The sequence below is a fragment of the Trinickia sp. genome (assembly GCF_051961175.1).
Lineage (GTDB): Bacteria > Pseudomonadota > Gammaproteobacteria > Burkholderiales > Burkholderiaceae > Trinickia.
Map to the genome: position 1 here is coordinate 1 of NZ_JBQCDN010000444.1, position 14,791 is coordinate 14,791.

14 protein-coding genes are annotated in these 14,791 nt (G+C 60.3%); 3 read left to right on the plus strand and 11 right to left on the minus strand.

Annotated features, from left to right (window positions below; all coding sequences use genetic code 11):
* Positions 1-45: 45 nt before the first annotated feature.
* From ACTHL0_RS25155 to ACTHL0_RS25190, 8 genes are all read right to left on the minus strand, one after another.
* Positions 46-690, minus strand: a complete 645-nt coding sequence (locus ACTHL0_RS25155) for a hypothetical protein (protein ID WP_440569784.1) — start codon at positions 688-690, stop codon at positions 46-48.
* On the minus strand, positions 680-901 hold the full coding sequence (locus tag ACTHL0_RS25160) for an HNH/endonuclease VII fold putative polymorphic toxin (RefSeq protein ID WP_440569807.1): 222 nt from the start codon (positions 899-901) through the stop codon (positions 680-682). The genes ACTHL0_RS25155 and ACTHL0_RS25160 overlap by 11 nt, the downstream gene beginning before the upstream one ends.
* A 714-nt stretch (positions 902-1,615) precedes the next feature.
* Positions 1,616-2,026: a hypothetical protein gene (locus ACTHL0_RS25165; RefSeq protein ID WP_440569785.1), complete on the minus strand. Its 411-nt coding sequence runs from the start codon at positions 2,024-2,026 to the stop codon at positions 1,616-1,618.
* Between the two features lie 21 nt (positions 2,027-2,047).
* Positions 2,048-5,788 carry a hemagglutinin repeat-containing protein gene (locus tag ACTHL0_RS25170; protein ID WP_440569786.1) on the minus strand — a complete coding sequence of 1,247 codons (3,741 nt, stop codon included), beginning with the start codon at positions 5,786-5,788 and terminating at the stop codon, positions 2,048-2,050.
* Positions 5,789-5,802: 14 nt separating this feature from the next.
* On the minus strand, positions 5,803-6,771 hold the full coding sequence (locus tag ACTHL0_RS25175; RefSeq protein ID WP_440569787.1) for an alpha/beta hydrolase: 969 nt from the start codon (positions 6,769-6,771) through the stop codon (positions 5,803-5,805).
* A gap of 298 nt (positions 6,772-7,069) precedes the next feature.
* Entirely contained in the window at positions 7,070-7,990 is a 921-nt protein-coding gene (locus ACTHL0_RS25180) for a proline dehydrogenase family protein (protein ID WP_440569788.1), read from the minus strand.
* Positions 7,991-8,282: 292 nt separating this feature from the next.
* Complete coding sequence (locus ACTHL0_RS25185; RefSeq protein WP_440569789.1) at positions 8,283-8,681, minus strand: PIN domain-containing protein; 399 nt, start codon at positions 8,679-8,681, stop codon at positions 8,283-8,285.
* Positions 8,678-8,923 (minus strand): AbrB/MazE/SpoVT family DNA-binding domain-containing protein, encoded by a 246-nt coding sequence (locus ACTHL0_RS25190; protein WP_440569791.1) that lies wholly within the window; start codon positions 8,921-8,923, stop codon positions 8,678-8,680. Before ACTHL0_RS25190 ends, ACTHL0_RS25185 begins: the two co-directional genes overlap by 4 nt.
* 287 nt (positions 8,924-9,210) lie before the next feature.
* Between ACTHL0_RS25190 and cobA the strand changes: the two genes are divergently transcribed.
* From cobA to ACTHL0_RS25205, 3 genes are read left to right on the plus strand one after another with little or no spacing between them, the layout of a single operon-like run.
* Positions 9,211-10,452 carry a uroporphyrinogen-III C-methyltransferase gene (cobA, locus tag ACTHL0_RS25195; RefSeq protein WP_440569793.1) on the plus strand — a complete coding sequence of 414 codons (1,242 nt, stop codon included), beginning with the start codon at positions 9,211-9,213 and terminating at the stop codon, positions 10,450-10,452.
* 50 nt (positions 10,453-10,502) lie between these two features.
* Positions 10,503-11,105 (plus strand): cob(I)yrinic acid a,c-diamide adenosyltransferase, encoded by a 603-nt coding sequence (gene cobO / locus ACTHL0_RS25200; protein WP_440569794.1) that lies wholly within the window; start codon positions 10,503-10,505, stop codon positions 11,103-11,105.
* A gap of 2 nt (positions 11,106-11,107) precedes the next feature.
* Positions 11,108-12,406, plus strand: a complete 1,299-nt coding sequence (locus ACTHL0_RS25205; protein WP_440569795.1) for a cobyrinate a,c-diamide synthase — start codon at positions 11,108-11,110, stop codon at positions 12,404-12,406.
* 63 nt (positions 12,407-12,469) lie between these two features.
* On the opposite strand, the gene ACTHL0_RS25210 is transcribed toward ACTHL0_RS25205, so the two are convergent.
* The 3 genes from ACTHL0_RS25210 to cbiB are packed head-to-tail and all read right to left on the minus strand — an operon-like array spanning position 12,470 to position 14,769.
* Complete coding sequence (locus tag ACTHL0_RS25210) at positions 12,470-12,712, minus strand: DUF1289 domain-containing protein (protein WP_440569796.1); 243 nt, start codon at positions 12,710-12,712, stop codon at positions 12,470-12,472.
* Positions 12,712-13,770 carry a threonine-phosphate decarboxylase CobD gene (gene cobD, locus ACTHL0_RS25215; RefSeq protein WP_440569797.1) on the minus strand — a complete coding sequence of 353 codons (1,059 nt, stop codon included), beginning with the start codon at positions 13,768-13,770 and terminating at the stop codon, positions 12,712-12,714. The genes ACTHL0_RS25210 and cobD overlap by 1 nt, the downstream gene beginning before the upstream one ends.
* A 6-nt stretch (positions 13,771-13,776) precedes the next feature.
* Positions 13,777-14,769, minus strand: coding sequence for an adenosylcobinamide-phosphate synthase CbiB (cbiB, locus tag ACTHL0_RS25220; protein WP_440569808.1), 993 nt, complete (start codon positions 14,767-14,769; stop codon positions 13,777-13,779).
* Positions 14,770-14,791 lie beyond the last annotated feature (22 nt).

Consider the following 14,791-nt stretch of genomic DNA (forward strand, 5'->3'; position numbering starts at 1 on the left):
ATTCTTGTCAGTGTGAAGCTACCGATTGCAAAGATCCGCCCAGTTTCAAAATTCGCTCACGACCCGTTGCAGCACATCTGGGCCACCGATAGCTATGATTCCTGCTCGCGCATCATCGAAGAAACCGAACCGCTGCAAAACAATGCCGCCGATAGCGACAACATCTGCAACCATGCGGCTATCCGCGTTAAGCTTTCCAGACCATCCCGACGCCAGAAGAAATTCGATACTGCTACTCTTTGGCTTCGCCACGACAAACGCCGATGATCCAGGCGCCGTTACCAACGACACGGCCGACGCCAGCGATCTGTCAAGACGAACGGCACCATAAAATTTGATCTTTCCATCCTGTTCAATCGCGGATTCGAATCGCTCCGGCACTGACTCGAAATCGATCCCCCTCATCTTGAGCGCATTGAACCGCTTTCTATAGCGCACAACTCTAGTATCTGGCTGCCATACTGAATCACCGGTGAGCAACCAGATATCGTAGTCATTCATACAATTGGCTAACAGCGTTAGGACGAAGTCCAGCACGCGCTGGAAGGCGTCGAGGCTGGCATTCCCTCGTGCGGACCACTCAAGCGCGGCCAACTGAAGTCCGTCTGGGAACGCGCTCCGCTCCAGCAAGACAATGTCATTGTCGGTGAATGCGTCGACGGCTATGGCGAGGCTAATCTCAGTAGTCATAGTGATTTCCTGCGGGATCGTTGAAGTGCGGACCACGATTCTGCGGATTTCCCTCACCGTAGTAGTGCCCGCCTGCATCATCGCGAATTATGACCTTATCTGTACCGCCACCTGGAGTCGGGACCGTGAATTCGTACTGGGAGCCTGGCTGAGGATTGCCTCGCCTATCCGTGTTCGGATAAACAGCACTCGGCTGTTGGCTCGTCAGAATTCCTGCACCTTGTTTGGCCGCGTTAAATGCCCCGCTGCGCCCGGCGGACTCAAGTTGGGAGGCGCCGCGCCTCTCGAATCGGAAGCATCATCGTTTGAACTATTGCTCGACACCGTCGCTGTCGGTGGCACATATCCAGGACTACCCGGAATTGCCACACTCGGACCAGGAACCGGCCCTTCAGGCGTCATCAAAGGCATCGGCGGCGTCACCACCGCCGTTGCCGTCGGCCCTCCTGTACCGCCGTTGTTATTGGCGTTTGTCAGATCGTCAGCAGGCGACTGGGCACCCTTGCCCTGTCTAAAAAATTGATTTATTGAGTCCGCCGCACCGCCATTGAAGAAGTTCTTCGCTCCGCGTACTGCGCCTGGGCCAGTCCAATCCCACGCTGCACCAAGCGTATCAAGTCCGCGATCAACGACTGGGTCATACTTGAACAACCCGGTCGACGCTAGTTCCCCCCTGCTGCTTCGTATCAAGCGCCCCGCGGTTTTCGGAATCTACAGCGGCCTGTTTGGCTGGATTGCCATCCGACATCTGATCGGCACAATGCACCAGATAGCAGGCAGCGTCCTCAAGCCTCTGCTTCTCGTCCGCACTCTTCCCGTCCTCCAGCGCATCAAGCGTTTTCCGCTCGTCCTTCTTCGGGTCCTTATCGGCGTGGTACTGCCGATTGTAAAGATCCGTGCCAACAAGGCGTCTCGCCGGTATCCCCTACGCGGCATCAAGCACCCGTACAGATCTCGGCTTCCTATCGAATCTGCCAACAATATACTCAACGACTACTACTGGCTCAGACGATATGCTATCAAATACAGACTTTGACACTTCGCAGCTTGTGAGCTTGCCGCTGATACGCAGATCGAGGATATAGCGATCCTGCACATTCACCAAGTAGCGCCCCTGCAATTCGTGGTGTGCAGCGACAATCTTCGCTGCCTCGACCTGCGCAGGACCTTTCGTCAAGGGACGGTGTGCGATATTTAAGACTCGATAAAAAATGCGTCCGAATATGAAGAGCAGAGCAGCGTATATCATGACAAGCACGACAGCCAACGCTGCCGCGCCCGCCCCCCTATTCCAAAGGAATACTGGGAACGAAATGATTTGATCTACCTTATTCATCAAATTCTCCACCGACAGGCGCTATTTCTTCGAATTCGATCCATTCTCAATTCCCGTTTGAACAGGACCAGGAAGAGTTTGGATCACCTGATTCAAGATATCGCCCAGCGGTTTGGGCAACCATGACTGAGTCAGCAGACCCGTTCCCGCTGCAGTCATGCCCAACCCTCCTGCAAGAGATGGACTGCTCGACGGCGTCGTCACAGACGTGGCTCCAAAAGCCGCTGTTCCTGCCCAAAGACTGTTGTACACACCTACGACGGTCTTTCCAAGCGTGCTGGATCCCAAAGCTTCCAAGGGCAATGCGAATGGTGCAGCAGCGGCGCCAATGCCTCCAACTGTAAATGACTTTGTGAAATCGGGCGTGTCCTTAGACAATCCCGTCATATGGCTAATCGAATCGCCCACGTAATCGTATGCAGTACCCAATGCCCAAGCGGTCGCGATTCCTGGTGCGGCTCCGCCGAGAACCGTGAGACCCAGGCCCGCTGCTGCAACGTTGCCGGCACCAGGAACAGACTTGCCGCCAGGCATTGCCAGCTGCTCCGGCGTCGCCGATCCGTCGGCGTTACCGAACATGAACGGATTGTTGTAGTACTGGTCCTTGGTGAACAGCCCACCAGCGTTTTTCGTCAGGTACTGCGCCGCAGTCGCATCGTACCCCGTTCCTCCGCTTGCCGCCGCCGAATCAACTCTTATATATCCGTTCGCAAGCAACATGTTCTCTGCTTGGTCTTGCGTAATTGACCGGCCTGTAGCCTTTTCGTAGACCGCCGCGAAGTCCTTCGCATGATCCTTCGCCCACTGCCGTTCATCGGGGTGCAACTGCCGATTGTAAAGATCCGCCCCCAGCGCCCCATTGGCTCCGCTGATCGCACCGGACGTCCCTCCTACCAACGCCCCCGCCAATGCCCCCGCCGCGCCCGACACAAGATTCTTCAGAATGTTGCCACCCAGCGAATCGTCCAACGCCGGGCCGATCGCCGAATTCGCCGCGTCCCCCGCAATCGTACCGCTCAACGCTCCGAGCAAATTACCACCGCCCATCACCGCGCCCAAGCCCGCCACGATCGCATGCGCCCCCGTGCGCGCCGCACCGCCGTCTTTCCACAACGCTTGCTCCAGCGTCGCCGAGTTCAGATCCGCCTGCGCTTGCGCCTCGGCGTCAGCATCCCCTGCACTCTTTGCCGCCTCCAACCGGCCATTGGCATCCTTGACGTTCTTGTCCGCCCGGTTCTTCAGATACGTGCCCACATCCCCCACGACCTGCATCCCCACCTGCACCGTCTGCGACTGAATCGCCATGTCGTCGCCCACCTTCTGCGCATCGAACGTGTTCGCCAACGCTCCGTCATTCGCATGCGTCGTATCGCGACTGAGCCCCGCGGTGCTGTCTTTCCCCGTACCCGCATCGCCTCGCACGGTGATCGTGCCCGCGCTCACCGCGGCATAGGTCGTCCCCGATTCACTGCTAATCGTGCCTGCCACGCCTAATCCGCTCGGCCCCAAACCCATCGAATTCGTCGGCCCCGGCCCATTGCTCCGTGTTTGCACCACGCCCGTCGTATTCTGCGAGCCAGGCGTTGGCCCCGCGGCCGCCGCTCCCTGGGAACTCGGCGTCTTGGAGATCCCTCCGCCACTCGCACCGAACCCGAAGCTCGTGCCCGAGTACTCCGACGTGTTCTGAAGGTCCGTGAAGCCCAGCGTCTGCGTCGACAGCGTGTTCTCGTCCGCACCGGCCTTGCTCGCGATCACCCCGCCGTCCAACTGCGTATGATTGCCCACCTGCACGTCGTACCCGCCCGTGCCCGCATAGATGCCGCTTTGCCGACCGACCGATTTATAGTTGTCCTTGATCGCCTCCTCATTGACGCTTCCCGAACCGCTCGCGCCATAGCAGAACGGCGGCACGCAAATACTCAATTGCATGCCCGCGCTCGTCTGCTTGCTGTCGTAGGTATTCGTATCCTGCGGGCTCGCGATGTTCAAATCCCGGCCCACGTTCGCATCCACGGTGTTGCCCGACACCTCCGCACCGCGCAGGTTCGTGTCGCGCCCGCTCGTCAGCGATAACGTCTGGCTCGCGGTCACTTGCGTGTCGCGATTCGTGGCGCTGTCGCCATTCATGCGGCCCTTCGCGGCGCTTGCCGCCAGCTCCACCGAAAAGCCGTTTTGCTGCCCGCCGAACGTGAAGGCTACGCCCACGCTCCCCCCACTGCTGCTGCTTTGACTCGTTTGATGGGTCGTGTCCTGTGCGCTTAGCAAATTGATGTCACGCGCGGCATTTAGCTCCACGTTCTGCCCGGTGATTTGCGTGCCGCGTGCCGTAATGTCGCCGTCGGCCGCGTTGCCGTCCGCGTCCTTCGCGCCGCTGCCCGTCGCGACGATGGTGACGTTGCCGCCCGCTTTCAACGTGCTGCCGTCATTCGTGACCGAACTGCTTTCCGCATCGCTGTGGCTCGTGCCGCCGCCGATGCTCGCCGTCACCTTCACGAGGCTCGGCCCGCTAGACAAATCTTTTGAAGCCGAACTGATGGCCTGATAGGCTTCGTACGCAGACAACACCGCTTGCGCTTCGTCCAGCTTGGCCAAACGTTTATTGTCGGTGTGCCGCGCCGCCGCCATGCTCTGGTTGATCGTCGCCACGGCGTTGCCCAGCGCTCCGCCGACCGTCGTGGTCACGCCGAACTGGCTTGCGCTTTGGCTCATGCTGCTTTGCGTCGCATCCGTGCCCGCGTCGAGCTTCACGTTCTGCCCCATCAGCGTCAAGTCCTTACCCGCCGATAGATCCGTACCTTGCACGGTGAGATCCTGCTTCGCATTGAGCGTCACGCTGCCGTTCCCGCTGACGATCTGCGAGCGAATCGTGCTTTGCGTCTGCGCCGCCGTGTCCTGCACCATGTGCGTATTCGAAACGCCAACGGTGAACCCTGTCCCCGTACCGTTGCTGCCCAGATCGCCGATCTGCCTGCTGCTCGATTCTTGATGGTTCCGGCTCGTATCCGTGCCCGCCGACACGTTGATCGCGCCTTCAGTGGCGATCATGTCCACGCCCTGCATGCCGCTGATGCCCGAGCCGATGACATCGATGTTGCCGGTATGGCTCTTTACGACGACACTGTTGCCCACGATGGCGCTTGCCGTCTGCTGCATCGTCGCCGAATCGCCGCTCGAATTGGCACCACTCGCGTTATAGGGCGACGCCCCCACCCCACTGCTGTTGGGGCCGCCCGACACCCACCGGACAGAGTCACCCGGACTCGCGCCAGCTAGCGTGAAGCCCGAACTCGAGCTGCTCGATTGCATGTTCCGTTGCAATTGATCGGTCGATGCTTGAAGCAAGACGTTGCGGTTCGCGTCCAACGCGGCGATCCCCCCCGCCGTGATCGACGAGCCCGTCACCGTGATATCGCCATCGATCGGATTGCCTTTGTCGTCCTTGCGCGCCCCGCCCGTGGCGATCAGCGCGACATTTCCGCCGCCGCGAATCGTGCTGCCGGCATTCGTGACGCTCGTGAGGTCGTTCGAACTCGAACTGCTGCTGTGACTAAAGGACATCGACACAGACGGCGCGTCAAGCGTGGTGGCCGTCACCTCATTGCTCGCGCCTTCCCACCGCTGGAATCCATTGCCCGACGCAGTCGTCTGACGCATGTTGCGGACTGTATCGACCGGCGTCCCGGTCAACGCAACGGAGAACCCACTCGAATGGGCGTCCTGCTGATCGTGCGAATGCTCGTTGTCCTGAAACCTGACATTCAATTTGCCGGGCACGTTTACAGAGCATTCAGTACCGCAATTGTTTGCTGAATGGAATCCGGCTCCAATGCGATACTCATGTGCCCAACATTTGGAACAACACCCACCGCAATATCCGGTCGAACTTCGTGTATCAAGGGGGCAAATTTATTCGCGTAGAAAAATTCATCATTCGCCCCAACCAAAACACTCATTGGTTTGGTGACACAGCGAAAATCTTCAAGGTAGTGGCTGTTTTGTGTGAAATTCTCACTAAGCCGATACGAATAAAGCGGTGTAATTATATTCCCTGGTGCTGCTGGCATAGCAAAGGCCAAGACTGGCAACGATTCAAAACGGTGGAAGCCAAACCGACTTAAAATAGTTAAACCCATATAACGTTCTTTAAATGGTTTAGCAAGACCACCTGCTCCAGGTCGCACCGTAGGGGCATCACGTGCCAGCAGTGGAGATAGAAGCACATAGCGGTCAAATAATGCACTTTCTGGCCCTCCTGCAAATCGCAGTGCCAAGCCGCCACCGGCCGAATGCCCTAACAATGAAAGGCTGACTTCCGGTTGAATCCGGTGAATAAATTGTGCGAAGTCAGTCAAATCGTCTTGCAATTGACCAATGTAGGAAATATCACCACTAATTGGACCTGAAGCACCATGCCCACGCACATCTGGCACATAAACGGTATATCCAGACGCTTGTGCAGCCTTAGCCAAAGCATGAAGCATGAAGCCGCTGCCTGCCGCTCCATGCAACATTACGACAGACTTTTTTCCCTGACTTGGGTAAACGCGATAAGCCAGCCTAGTTCCGTCACGAGCCTGAAATGATTGGAGCGATGGCTGATCGCGGAAGTCAATCTTCTTGAAAGGCCCAGCAGCATCCGCTAGAGGTGGCGGCAAAGAGGAAGTCCCAAATGCAACGGCTCCAGCCAAAGCAGCTGCAGCCATAAGGACCGCGGTAAAAATGAAAAGCAGGAATTTTTTTGTCATTTGGAACAAGGGTATGCCAGTGGTCTTCTCTGCGAGTGATGGGAGACAAGGACATGAGGATACTCATGTGCGGCCCTCGTTACATTGCGGATGCGACGAAACGTCGCTAGGCATGCGTGAAATGCAATCCCTGCGACGCGAACGGCATGCCCCCCCGCTCAGCTTGCGGCGGTAAGAGCAGCCGTTCGAGACGCAAACCGCCTTGCGAAGCGCAATGCCTTTACGGTCATCTTCGACAAACGCAAAGAGCGGAACCAACGATCTGGCCGGTACCGCTCCGCCGATCCTGCTGTAACTGTTAGCGTGCCCGATCGCTGCGTATCATCGCCGCCAGGATATATCCAGCAATTCGCGGATTCTCCTTGATTCGCCGAGTACTGTAGCCGTACCAGTCATGACCGTATGGTACATACACGCGCACGTTAAATCCTTGCGCAAGCAGAGCGTCGCGCAGCGTTTCGCAGACCCCCAGCAACATCTGGAACTCGAACCGCGATCTGTCGATCCGCTCGCGTTGCAGCCAATTGGTCAGCGTATCAATCAATTGTGCATCGTGGGTTGCAATGCCGACGAATGACCCCGCGTGAATCGCGCTCGAAACGTGCCGAACAAAGTGCGCATTGATCGCTGCCCGATCCTTCGATGCGCCGTCGACGAGATGTTCGTTTGCCTCTGCATAAATTCCCTTGCAAATGCGCATGCGGCTCTTGCGCGCCTGCAGTGGAACGATGTCATTGTTCGTGCGCGTCAAATACGCTTGGAGTGCGATTCCGACTGCAAATCCGTCAGCTTCGAGCTTCAAGAACGCGTCCAGCGTTTTCTGGGTGCAACTAATATCTTCCATGTCGATGCATGCACTGATCCCGTGCGATGCTGCCGATCGCAGAATCATCGAAACTCGTGCCATGCACGCGTCTTGGTCGAGATGCAGTCCCAGGGCGGTCAATTTTATTGAAAGCTCGGCGGGCTCATTTTCCGCACCGAGCGCCTGGACTAGATTGAGATAGTCGTGAGTCATCGACTCTGCCTGATCAGACGACGACGCAGTCTCGCCGAGCACATCGACAGTAGTTCTGAAACCTGCAGTGTGGAGCGCATGAATGCGCTTGCAGGCGTCGTTGAGCGTTTCGCCCGCGATGTAGCGGCGGGAGATCTCACGGAGCAGCGAACGGGGAACGAGCGGGATGGCACGAGCCGCCATCGTATTGAGAATACGCATGTTTGTGGTCTCTTGAAAACGCAGGCGCACGAATCTGGATGTGATAAATCGATTCGAGCGACATCGCCGGACTGTTATTCACAACAGCTCCGGGACGAATACCAAGGAGGATGCAGTCACTGCATCGACGAAGGCGTTCAGTGCGTTTTTGCGGGAGGCCAGGCAGCTGCGTACATTGTTCGAGGAGGGTCTTTTGCAGTTTGCTACGGGTTCATCAATGCCTGCTTTCGTTTGTCAGTCAGGCATCGCGAATCGTAGCACGATCGAACGATCGGTGGTCATGGGCTGTTGATTACTTAATCAACTGCATCCCTGCGACTTTCGAAGCCGCCACGTCGAAAGTTGCGGTGTACTCGCACTCAGCTACATACCCTGATCGCTCGATCAGGCAGTCTGCGAAATCGGCCTTCGTAGACGCCACGAAAACACGAAGCGCCTTTCGAACCGTGTCCGCAGCTTCAACGACCAGTTCCTTCGTGCCGATCATCGAATCGATGATGTCCTTCATCTGCTCTCGTTCAACGCCGTAACAGCGCCCGAGCACCCACACGACTTCGATCAGCGCGGCCTGCGAAACGTATCCCGGCCGTTCGGCCGACAGGGATTCCATCAGCGCGGTCGCCTTCTTCGACTGCACCGCGTCGTCCTGTGCAAAATAGCGGACCAACACGTTCGTATCCAGTCCGATCATCGCGCAGATGCCCCCTGCTCGGCGATGGCCCGGTTCATGTCCTCGATCGACACCGGTTTCGCGGGCTTCTTCACGATACCCTTGAGCGACGCGAGCGAGCGCGTGGCCGGATAAAGCTCATACCGGCCCGTCGCCTCGTTGAAGCTGAATTCGATTCGGTCGCCGGACTCGAGGCCAAGGTGATTACGCACGTCTACCGGAATGGTGACCTGGCCCTTTGAAGTGATGGTTGCTGCTGTCATCTTGACACCTCCATTGCTCTCCTTACTTTAAGGTAAGGCAGTCCTGAATGCAAGGGCAGACCGCGCCGCACCGTCCGAGACTGGCGACATTGGCAGGCGTCACCAGCCGAGAAAGAAGGAGGCTTTCTCTGCCTCTTATGCCTGCTCGTGCTCCGCCTTGAGCGCGGCGTGCTCTGCCGACGACGCGCCCCTGACAGCCCACTTCGCCTTCATGTCCGCCAACGTGGTATCTTCGGTGCCCTTCATCTCCGGCTTTCCGCAACCATGCCTCCTCGCCTCGGCGCCGTATGGGCCGCCCCCTCGAGTCATTCGCGAGCCGGCGCGGTCCGCTGCGCCCGCGCACCGGCGCATCGGTCCGCCCGGGGGCACCGGCGATGAGCCGGGCGTGGCTGATCGGCGCGGGCCCCGGCGACGCCGAACTGATCACCGTCAAGGCCATGCGCGCGCTGGCTTTGGCCGATGTGGTGCTCGTCGACGATCTCGTCAACCCCGATATCCTCAAAATGGCGCGCGCCGATGCGCAAATCGTGTCCGTCGGCAAGCGCGGCGGCAGCGCTTCCACGCCGCAAGACGAAATCGTGGCAACGATGCTCGCGCATTTGAAGGCTGGCCGCAGCGTAGCGCGGCTAAAGGGTGGCGATCCGTTCGTCTTCGGCCGTGGCGGCGAAGAGCTGCAGGCGTTGCGAGCCGCCGGCATTCGCACCGATATCATCAGCGGAATCACCGCCGGTATCGCGGCGCCGGCCACGTTAGGGATTCCCGTCACCCATCGCGGCCTCGCACAGGGCGCCATCTTCGTCACCGGACATAGTGCCGGCGAGAAGGAACCCGATTGGCGGGCGTTGGCGGCCACGGGCATGACGCTCGTCATATATATGGGCATGCGCCGGCTCGACGGTATCGTCGATGCCCTGCTGCGCGCCGATATGGCCGCAGGCACACCGTGCGTCGCCATCGAATCAGCCACGCTTCCCGCGCAGCGTCAAACCATGGCAACGCTGGAAACGCTGCCGGCCGAAGTACGTCGAATGGGCCTCGGGTCGCCCGCGATTCTGGTGATCGGCAGCGTCGCGGCGCTCGCCTGCCCCCAGGATGTGGCGGTGGGGGGGCCCTCGCTGGCGGTCGGGATCGGATGCCGGCGAGGGGTCTCCGTCGACCAGATCGAGGCCGCGGTCCGCGCGGCTTTGACATCGCACACGATGGCGGACGTCGCCTGCGTGGCCACGCTCGAATCGAAAGCGGACGAACCGGCGCTCGTCGCGTTCTGCGAACGCCACCAGTTGCCGTTGGTCACGTTTTCGGCGGATGAGGTGCAAGCGTGTTTCGCTTGTCATCCGTCGTTGGGCGGTTCGCTCGACGTTCAGGCGCACGTCGGCGTACCCGGCGTCTGCAAGCCGTGCGCGTTGCTGGCCTCACGCGGCGGGAAACTGGTGCAAGATAAATGCACGCTCGACGGCGTCACGGTGGCCATCGCTGCCTCGCAAACAGAAGATCCGACTCGCGATGCGCAAGTGCAAAAGCAGGCGTAGGAAAAACGCCAAGGCCAAGGTCAAGTCCAAGTGCAAGGAACTCAATCGATATGAAGACTGACAATGAATCGCATCTGCGTATGACGCAGCGCCGCCGCGAAGGCCACGAGAAGAAGCAGGCGTCGGCCACGCTCGAAAAAGGCTTGCTGATCGTCAATACCGGCAACGGCAAGGGCAAAAGCACGGCGGCGTTCGGCATGGCGGTGCGGATGCTCGGTCACAACGAACGAGTCGGCATTGTGCAGTTCATCAAAGGCGCCTTGCATACGTCCGAACGCGATTTTCTGGGCGCCCACGCTCAGTGCGATTTCGTCACGATGGGCGACGGCTATACCTGGAACACCCAGAACCGCGAAGCCGACATCGCCACCGCGCGCAAAGGCTGGAACGAAGCCGTTGCGATGATCGAGAGCGGCAACTACCGGATGGTGATCCTCGATGAGCTCAACACCGTCCTGAAGTACGACTATCTCCCGCTCGACGAAGTGCTCGCCGTGTTGACGGCGCGGGCGCCGATGCAGCACATCGTCGTGACCGGGCGGCATGCGCCCGATGCACTCATCGAAGCCGCCGATCTTGTCACCGAGATGCGGCTGGTCAAACATCCCTATCGCGAACAAGGCGTGAAAGCCCAACGCGGCGTAGAGTTCTGACGATGCCGGCCTGCCCCGCTCTATTGATCGCCGGCCCGGCGTCCGGGCAAGGCAAAACAACGGTGACAGCCGGCCTCGCGCAGCTGCATCGGCGGCTCGGCCGAAAGGTGCGCGTGTTCAAGACGGGCCCGGACTTTCTCGATCCGATGATTCTCGAGCAGGCAAGCGGCATGCCGGTGCAATCGCTCGATCTGTGGATGGTGGGGGACGAGGGGTGCCGCCGGTTGTTGGCCGACGCAGCCGGGCAAGCGGACTTGATCTTGATTGAAGGCGTGATGGGGCTCTTCGACGGCACGCCTAGCAGCGCCGATTTGGCCGTGGCATTCGGTGTGCCTGTTGCCGCGGTGATTTCGGCTCAAGCGATGGCGCAGACGTTCGGTGCAGTGGCCTTCGGCCTGGCGCACTATCGGCCCGGTCTATCGGTTTACGGGGTATTGGCCAATCACACCGGTTCGCCGCGTCATGCGCAGATGCTTCAGGAGAGCCTGCCTGCCGACGTTCGTTGGCTCGGCCATCTTCCCCGTTCCGAACAAATCGCGCTGCCCGAACGGCACTTGGGCTTGCATCAGGCGAGCGAAATCGATCGTCTCGCCGATCGCATTGCGCTGACGGCCGATGCACTCGCCGATACCGCGCTGGCCGACTTGCCCCCGCCGGTCTCGTTCGCACAGCCATCGCCGCGAGCGGTGCCACCGTTGCTCGCGGGCAGGCATATCGCCGTTGCGCGCGACGCGGCGTTTTCGTTCATCTATCCCGCCAATATCGATCTGCTCCATGCGCTTGGCGCGCGCGTGACGTTCTTTTCGCCACTGGCGAACGAGCCCGTTCCCGGCGCGGTGGACGCTTTATTCTTGCCCGGCGGCTACCCGGAGCTGCATGCCGCGACGCTCGCAAGCAATACGGCAACTGCGGACGCCGTTCGCGCACACGCCGCCTCAGGCAAGCCCATCGTGGCCGAATGCGGCGGGATGCTGTACCTGCTCGATAGCCTGACGGATAGCGATGGCGTCCGCACGCCGATGCTCGGCGTGCTTCAGGGACACGCGACGATGCACGAACGGCTTCGTGCACTTGGGATGCAGGCGCTGGATTCGAAACACGGCCAGATGACCGGACACGCGTTTCACTATTCGAGTATGACGACCGACATGCCCGTGGATCGCTATGCCTCGCGGCCTCAAGGCGGCCCAGCGGGTGAGCCGGTGTTCCGCTCGGGGGCGATCACCGCCACCTATATGCACGCCTATTGGCCGTCGAATCCGGCGCTCGCGGCTGCGCTGTTCGAGGGTGGGGCTTTTTAGCCTCACGCAGGCAAGGCGGCTTTACCGCCCGGGCCCGCCGTGACTTCAACGATGGCCTCAGGCCTATTCGATACCCTCGTCCACCCTCCGCATCAAAGTCGCCAACAACGCCAACCGATCCGGATCATTCAACGCCTTCCATGCCTTGATTTCATCGCGGCTGCGAAGACAGCCTTCGCAAAGCCCGCTGCTGGGGTTCAACCGACACACATCGATACACGGAGACCCAACAGGCGATTGCGTCCGGGCGAACGCAATCGCCTCTGCAAGATCCGCTCTCCGGTTGATCACTTCATCGTTTCCCATCAAATCCCCGCCTCCACCTTGACGACATTCAATGCCGCTTCAAGTCGCGCCCATGCCGCCTCATCGCCAGGAAGCCCGAAACGGACGCCCGGTATCACATCGAAGCGGCGCACCCAAATGCCCTGACGCGCAAGCCCCTCTTGCCATCGCCCGGCTTGCTCATCGCGCACCCATGAAAACAACGGTGTCTGCCATATCGTCGGATGAAATCGGCCGAGCACATCCGCAAGCCGCGCACCCGAAGCGATCAGCCTTGCGCGCGTCTCGGCTTGCCAGCCCGTATCGAGCAAAGCGGCCCGGACGGCCAGCCGTGCCGGCCCCGAAACGGTCCAAGGGCCGCGCAAATTGCGCATGGCCCGATCGACCTCCGAGCACGCAAGGACGAATCCTACGCGCGCCCCGGCCAACCCAAAAAACTTCCCGATGGACCGCAGCACGATCAACCCTTCACGGTTCACCGCACCCGCCACGCTGAACTCCGGCATCGATTCGACGAACGCTTCATCCACGATCAGCGTTCCACCGCGCGCCGCCAACTGCTCGCGCCATTGCATCAGCTGGCCCGGCGCGTATCGCTCGGTACCCGGGTTGTTCGGGTTGACGAGAACGAGATGAGTCAAATCCGCAGGCAACTCACGAGCCGGGTCCAATACGAACGACCCTTCAGCGCCCAGATCGGCGAATTGCGATGTCACGAAACGCGCGACTGTGAAGCCCGCTCGCTCGAACGCCGGCGCATATTCCCCGTACGTCAACAGGCCGACGCCGATGCGCCCCTTCGGCAAAACGGCGGGCAGCATGCGAATCGCGGCCTGTGTTCCGGCTACCGCCAAGGCGCGTGGCGCACCGTAATGGTTAGCTGCAATCGCTTCGAGATCGTCCCGATCATCGGGCAACCGGATCCATGCTTGCGGATCGATCGGAGGAACCGGATAGCCGTGCGGATTGATGCCGGTCGATAGATCGATCCAGTTTTCTCGAGGAATCCCGTAGCGCTCGGCGGCTTGCCCGAGATTGCCGCCATGCGGCACCGGCGTTGCATCAACTAGTTGAACCATAAGCCTTCACCTAACCGTCGTAACGATTGCCAGCAGTGCAATCGCCCCAAGCCATAGTGCGATCGAGCGCTTGACGAGCCGCAACGCCCTGCCGATGTCGGCCGCCTGTGGCGCCTGCCCGCATCCGAGCACGGGCCGCGGCTCGAGTACGCCGTGATACCAGGCGGCGCCGCCACAAGCGACGTCGAGGCTGCCCGCTCCGCTTGCCATCACCGGCCCGGCGTTTGGACTCTCCCACGCCGTCGCCTGGGTTCGCCAGCATGCAAGGGCACTGCGCACGTTGCCGCAGATCGCGTACGTCAGCGCCGTCAAACGCGCCGGAATATAGTTCGCCGCATCGTCCAGGCGCGCAGCGGCCCAACCGAAGTAACGCATGCGCGGCGTCCGGTAGCCCCACATCGCATCGAGCGTATTGATGAGCCGAAACGCGACCGCCCCGGCACCCCCTGCGACGACGAACCAGAACAATGCGCCGAAGATGGCATCGTTGCCGTTTTCCAGCGCCGATTCGATAGCGGCCTTCGCGACAGCCGGCTCGTCCGCGTCGGAAAGATCGCGCGTGACCACGCGCGCCGTCAACCCGCGCGCACGCTCAAGATCGCCCGCGCGCAGGGCTTGTTCCACCGGGGCGATGTGATCGATCAGGCTACGTGCGCCCAACGCGAACCACAGCGCAACGACCTGAAGCGGCCAAGACAGCATCGCAGGCAACGTACGAGTCAGAGCCGCCAGTAACGCAACCGGCGGCACGACGGCCAAGGTCCAAGCCGCGATGCCGATGATGCGCGTGCGCAAGGGGCGAGGCTCGTCCGTCGCCTCCACACCCTTCGCGGACCGATGCGCCGCATGCGCGTCCGGATTCAGTGCGCGCTCGATCCGCGAGGCGAGCTTGCCGAAAGCCACGAGCGGATGGGCGCGCGACGGCTCGCCCAATATCGCGTCCATTGCGACGCCGGCAAAACAAAGCGCGCAAGTGACCGGGGCGGAGAATCCAAGCATGCCAATCATTCGACGTAATCGA

What these genes read in the sequence shown, in the direction of transcription:
- ACTHL0_RS25155 (WP_440569784.1), bottom strand. Translation starts at nt 690, where the DNA reads ATGACTACTGAGATTAGCCTCGCCATAGCCGTCGACGCATTCACCGAC.
- ACTHL0_RS25165 (WP_440569785.1), bottom strand. Translation starts at nt 2,026, where the DNA reads ATGAATAAGGTAGATCAAATCATTTCGTTCCCAGTATTCCTTTGGAAT.
- cbiB (WP_440569808.1), bottom strand. Translation starts at nt 14,769, where the DNA reads ATGCTTGGATTCTCCGCCCCGGTCACTTGCGCGCTTTGTTTTGCCGGC.
- ACTHL0_RS25185 (WP_440569789.1), bottom strand. Translation starts at nt 8,681, where the DNA reads ATGATCGGACTGGATACGAACGTGTTGGTCCGCTATTTTGCACAGGAC.
- ACTHL0_RS25210 (WP_440569796.1), bottom strand. Translation starts at nt 12,712, where the DNA reads ATGGGAAACGATGAAGTGATCAACCGGAGAGCGGATCTTGCAGAGGCG.
- ACTHL0_RS25190 (WP_440569791.1), bottom strand. Translation starts at nt 8,923, where the DNA reads ATGACAGCAGCAACCATCACTTCAAAGGGCCAGGTCACCATTCCGGTA.
- cobD (WP_440569797.1), bottom strand. Translation starts at nt 13,770, where the DNA reads ATGGTTCAACTAGTTGATGCAACGCCGGTGCCGCATGGCGGCAATCTC.
- cobA (WP_440569793.1), top strand. Translation starts at nt 9,211, where the DNA reads ATGGGCCGCCCCCTCGAGTCATTCGCGAGCCGGCGCGGTCCGCTGCGC.
- ACTHL0_RS25175 (WP_440569787.1), bottom strand. Translation starts at nt 6,771, where the DNA reads ATGACAAAAAAATTCCTGCTTTTCATTTTTACCGCGGTCCTTATGGCT.
- cobO (WP_440569794.1), top strand. Translation starts at nt 10,503, where the DNA reads ATGAAGACTGACAATGAATCGCATCTGCGTATGACGCAGCGCCGCCGC.
- ACTHL0_RS25205 (WP_440569795.1), top strand. Translation starts at nt 11,108, where the DNA reads ATGCCGGCCTGCCCCGCTCTATTGATCGCCGGCCCGGCGTCCGGGCAA.
- ACTHL0_RS25180 (WP_440569788.1), bottom strand. Translation starts at nt 7,990, where the DNA reads ATGCGTATTCTCAATACGATGGCGGCTCGTGCCATCCCGCTCGTTCCC.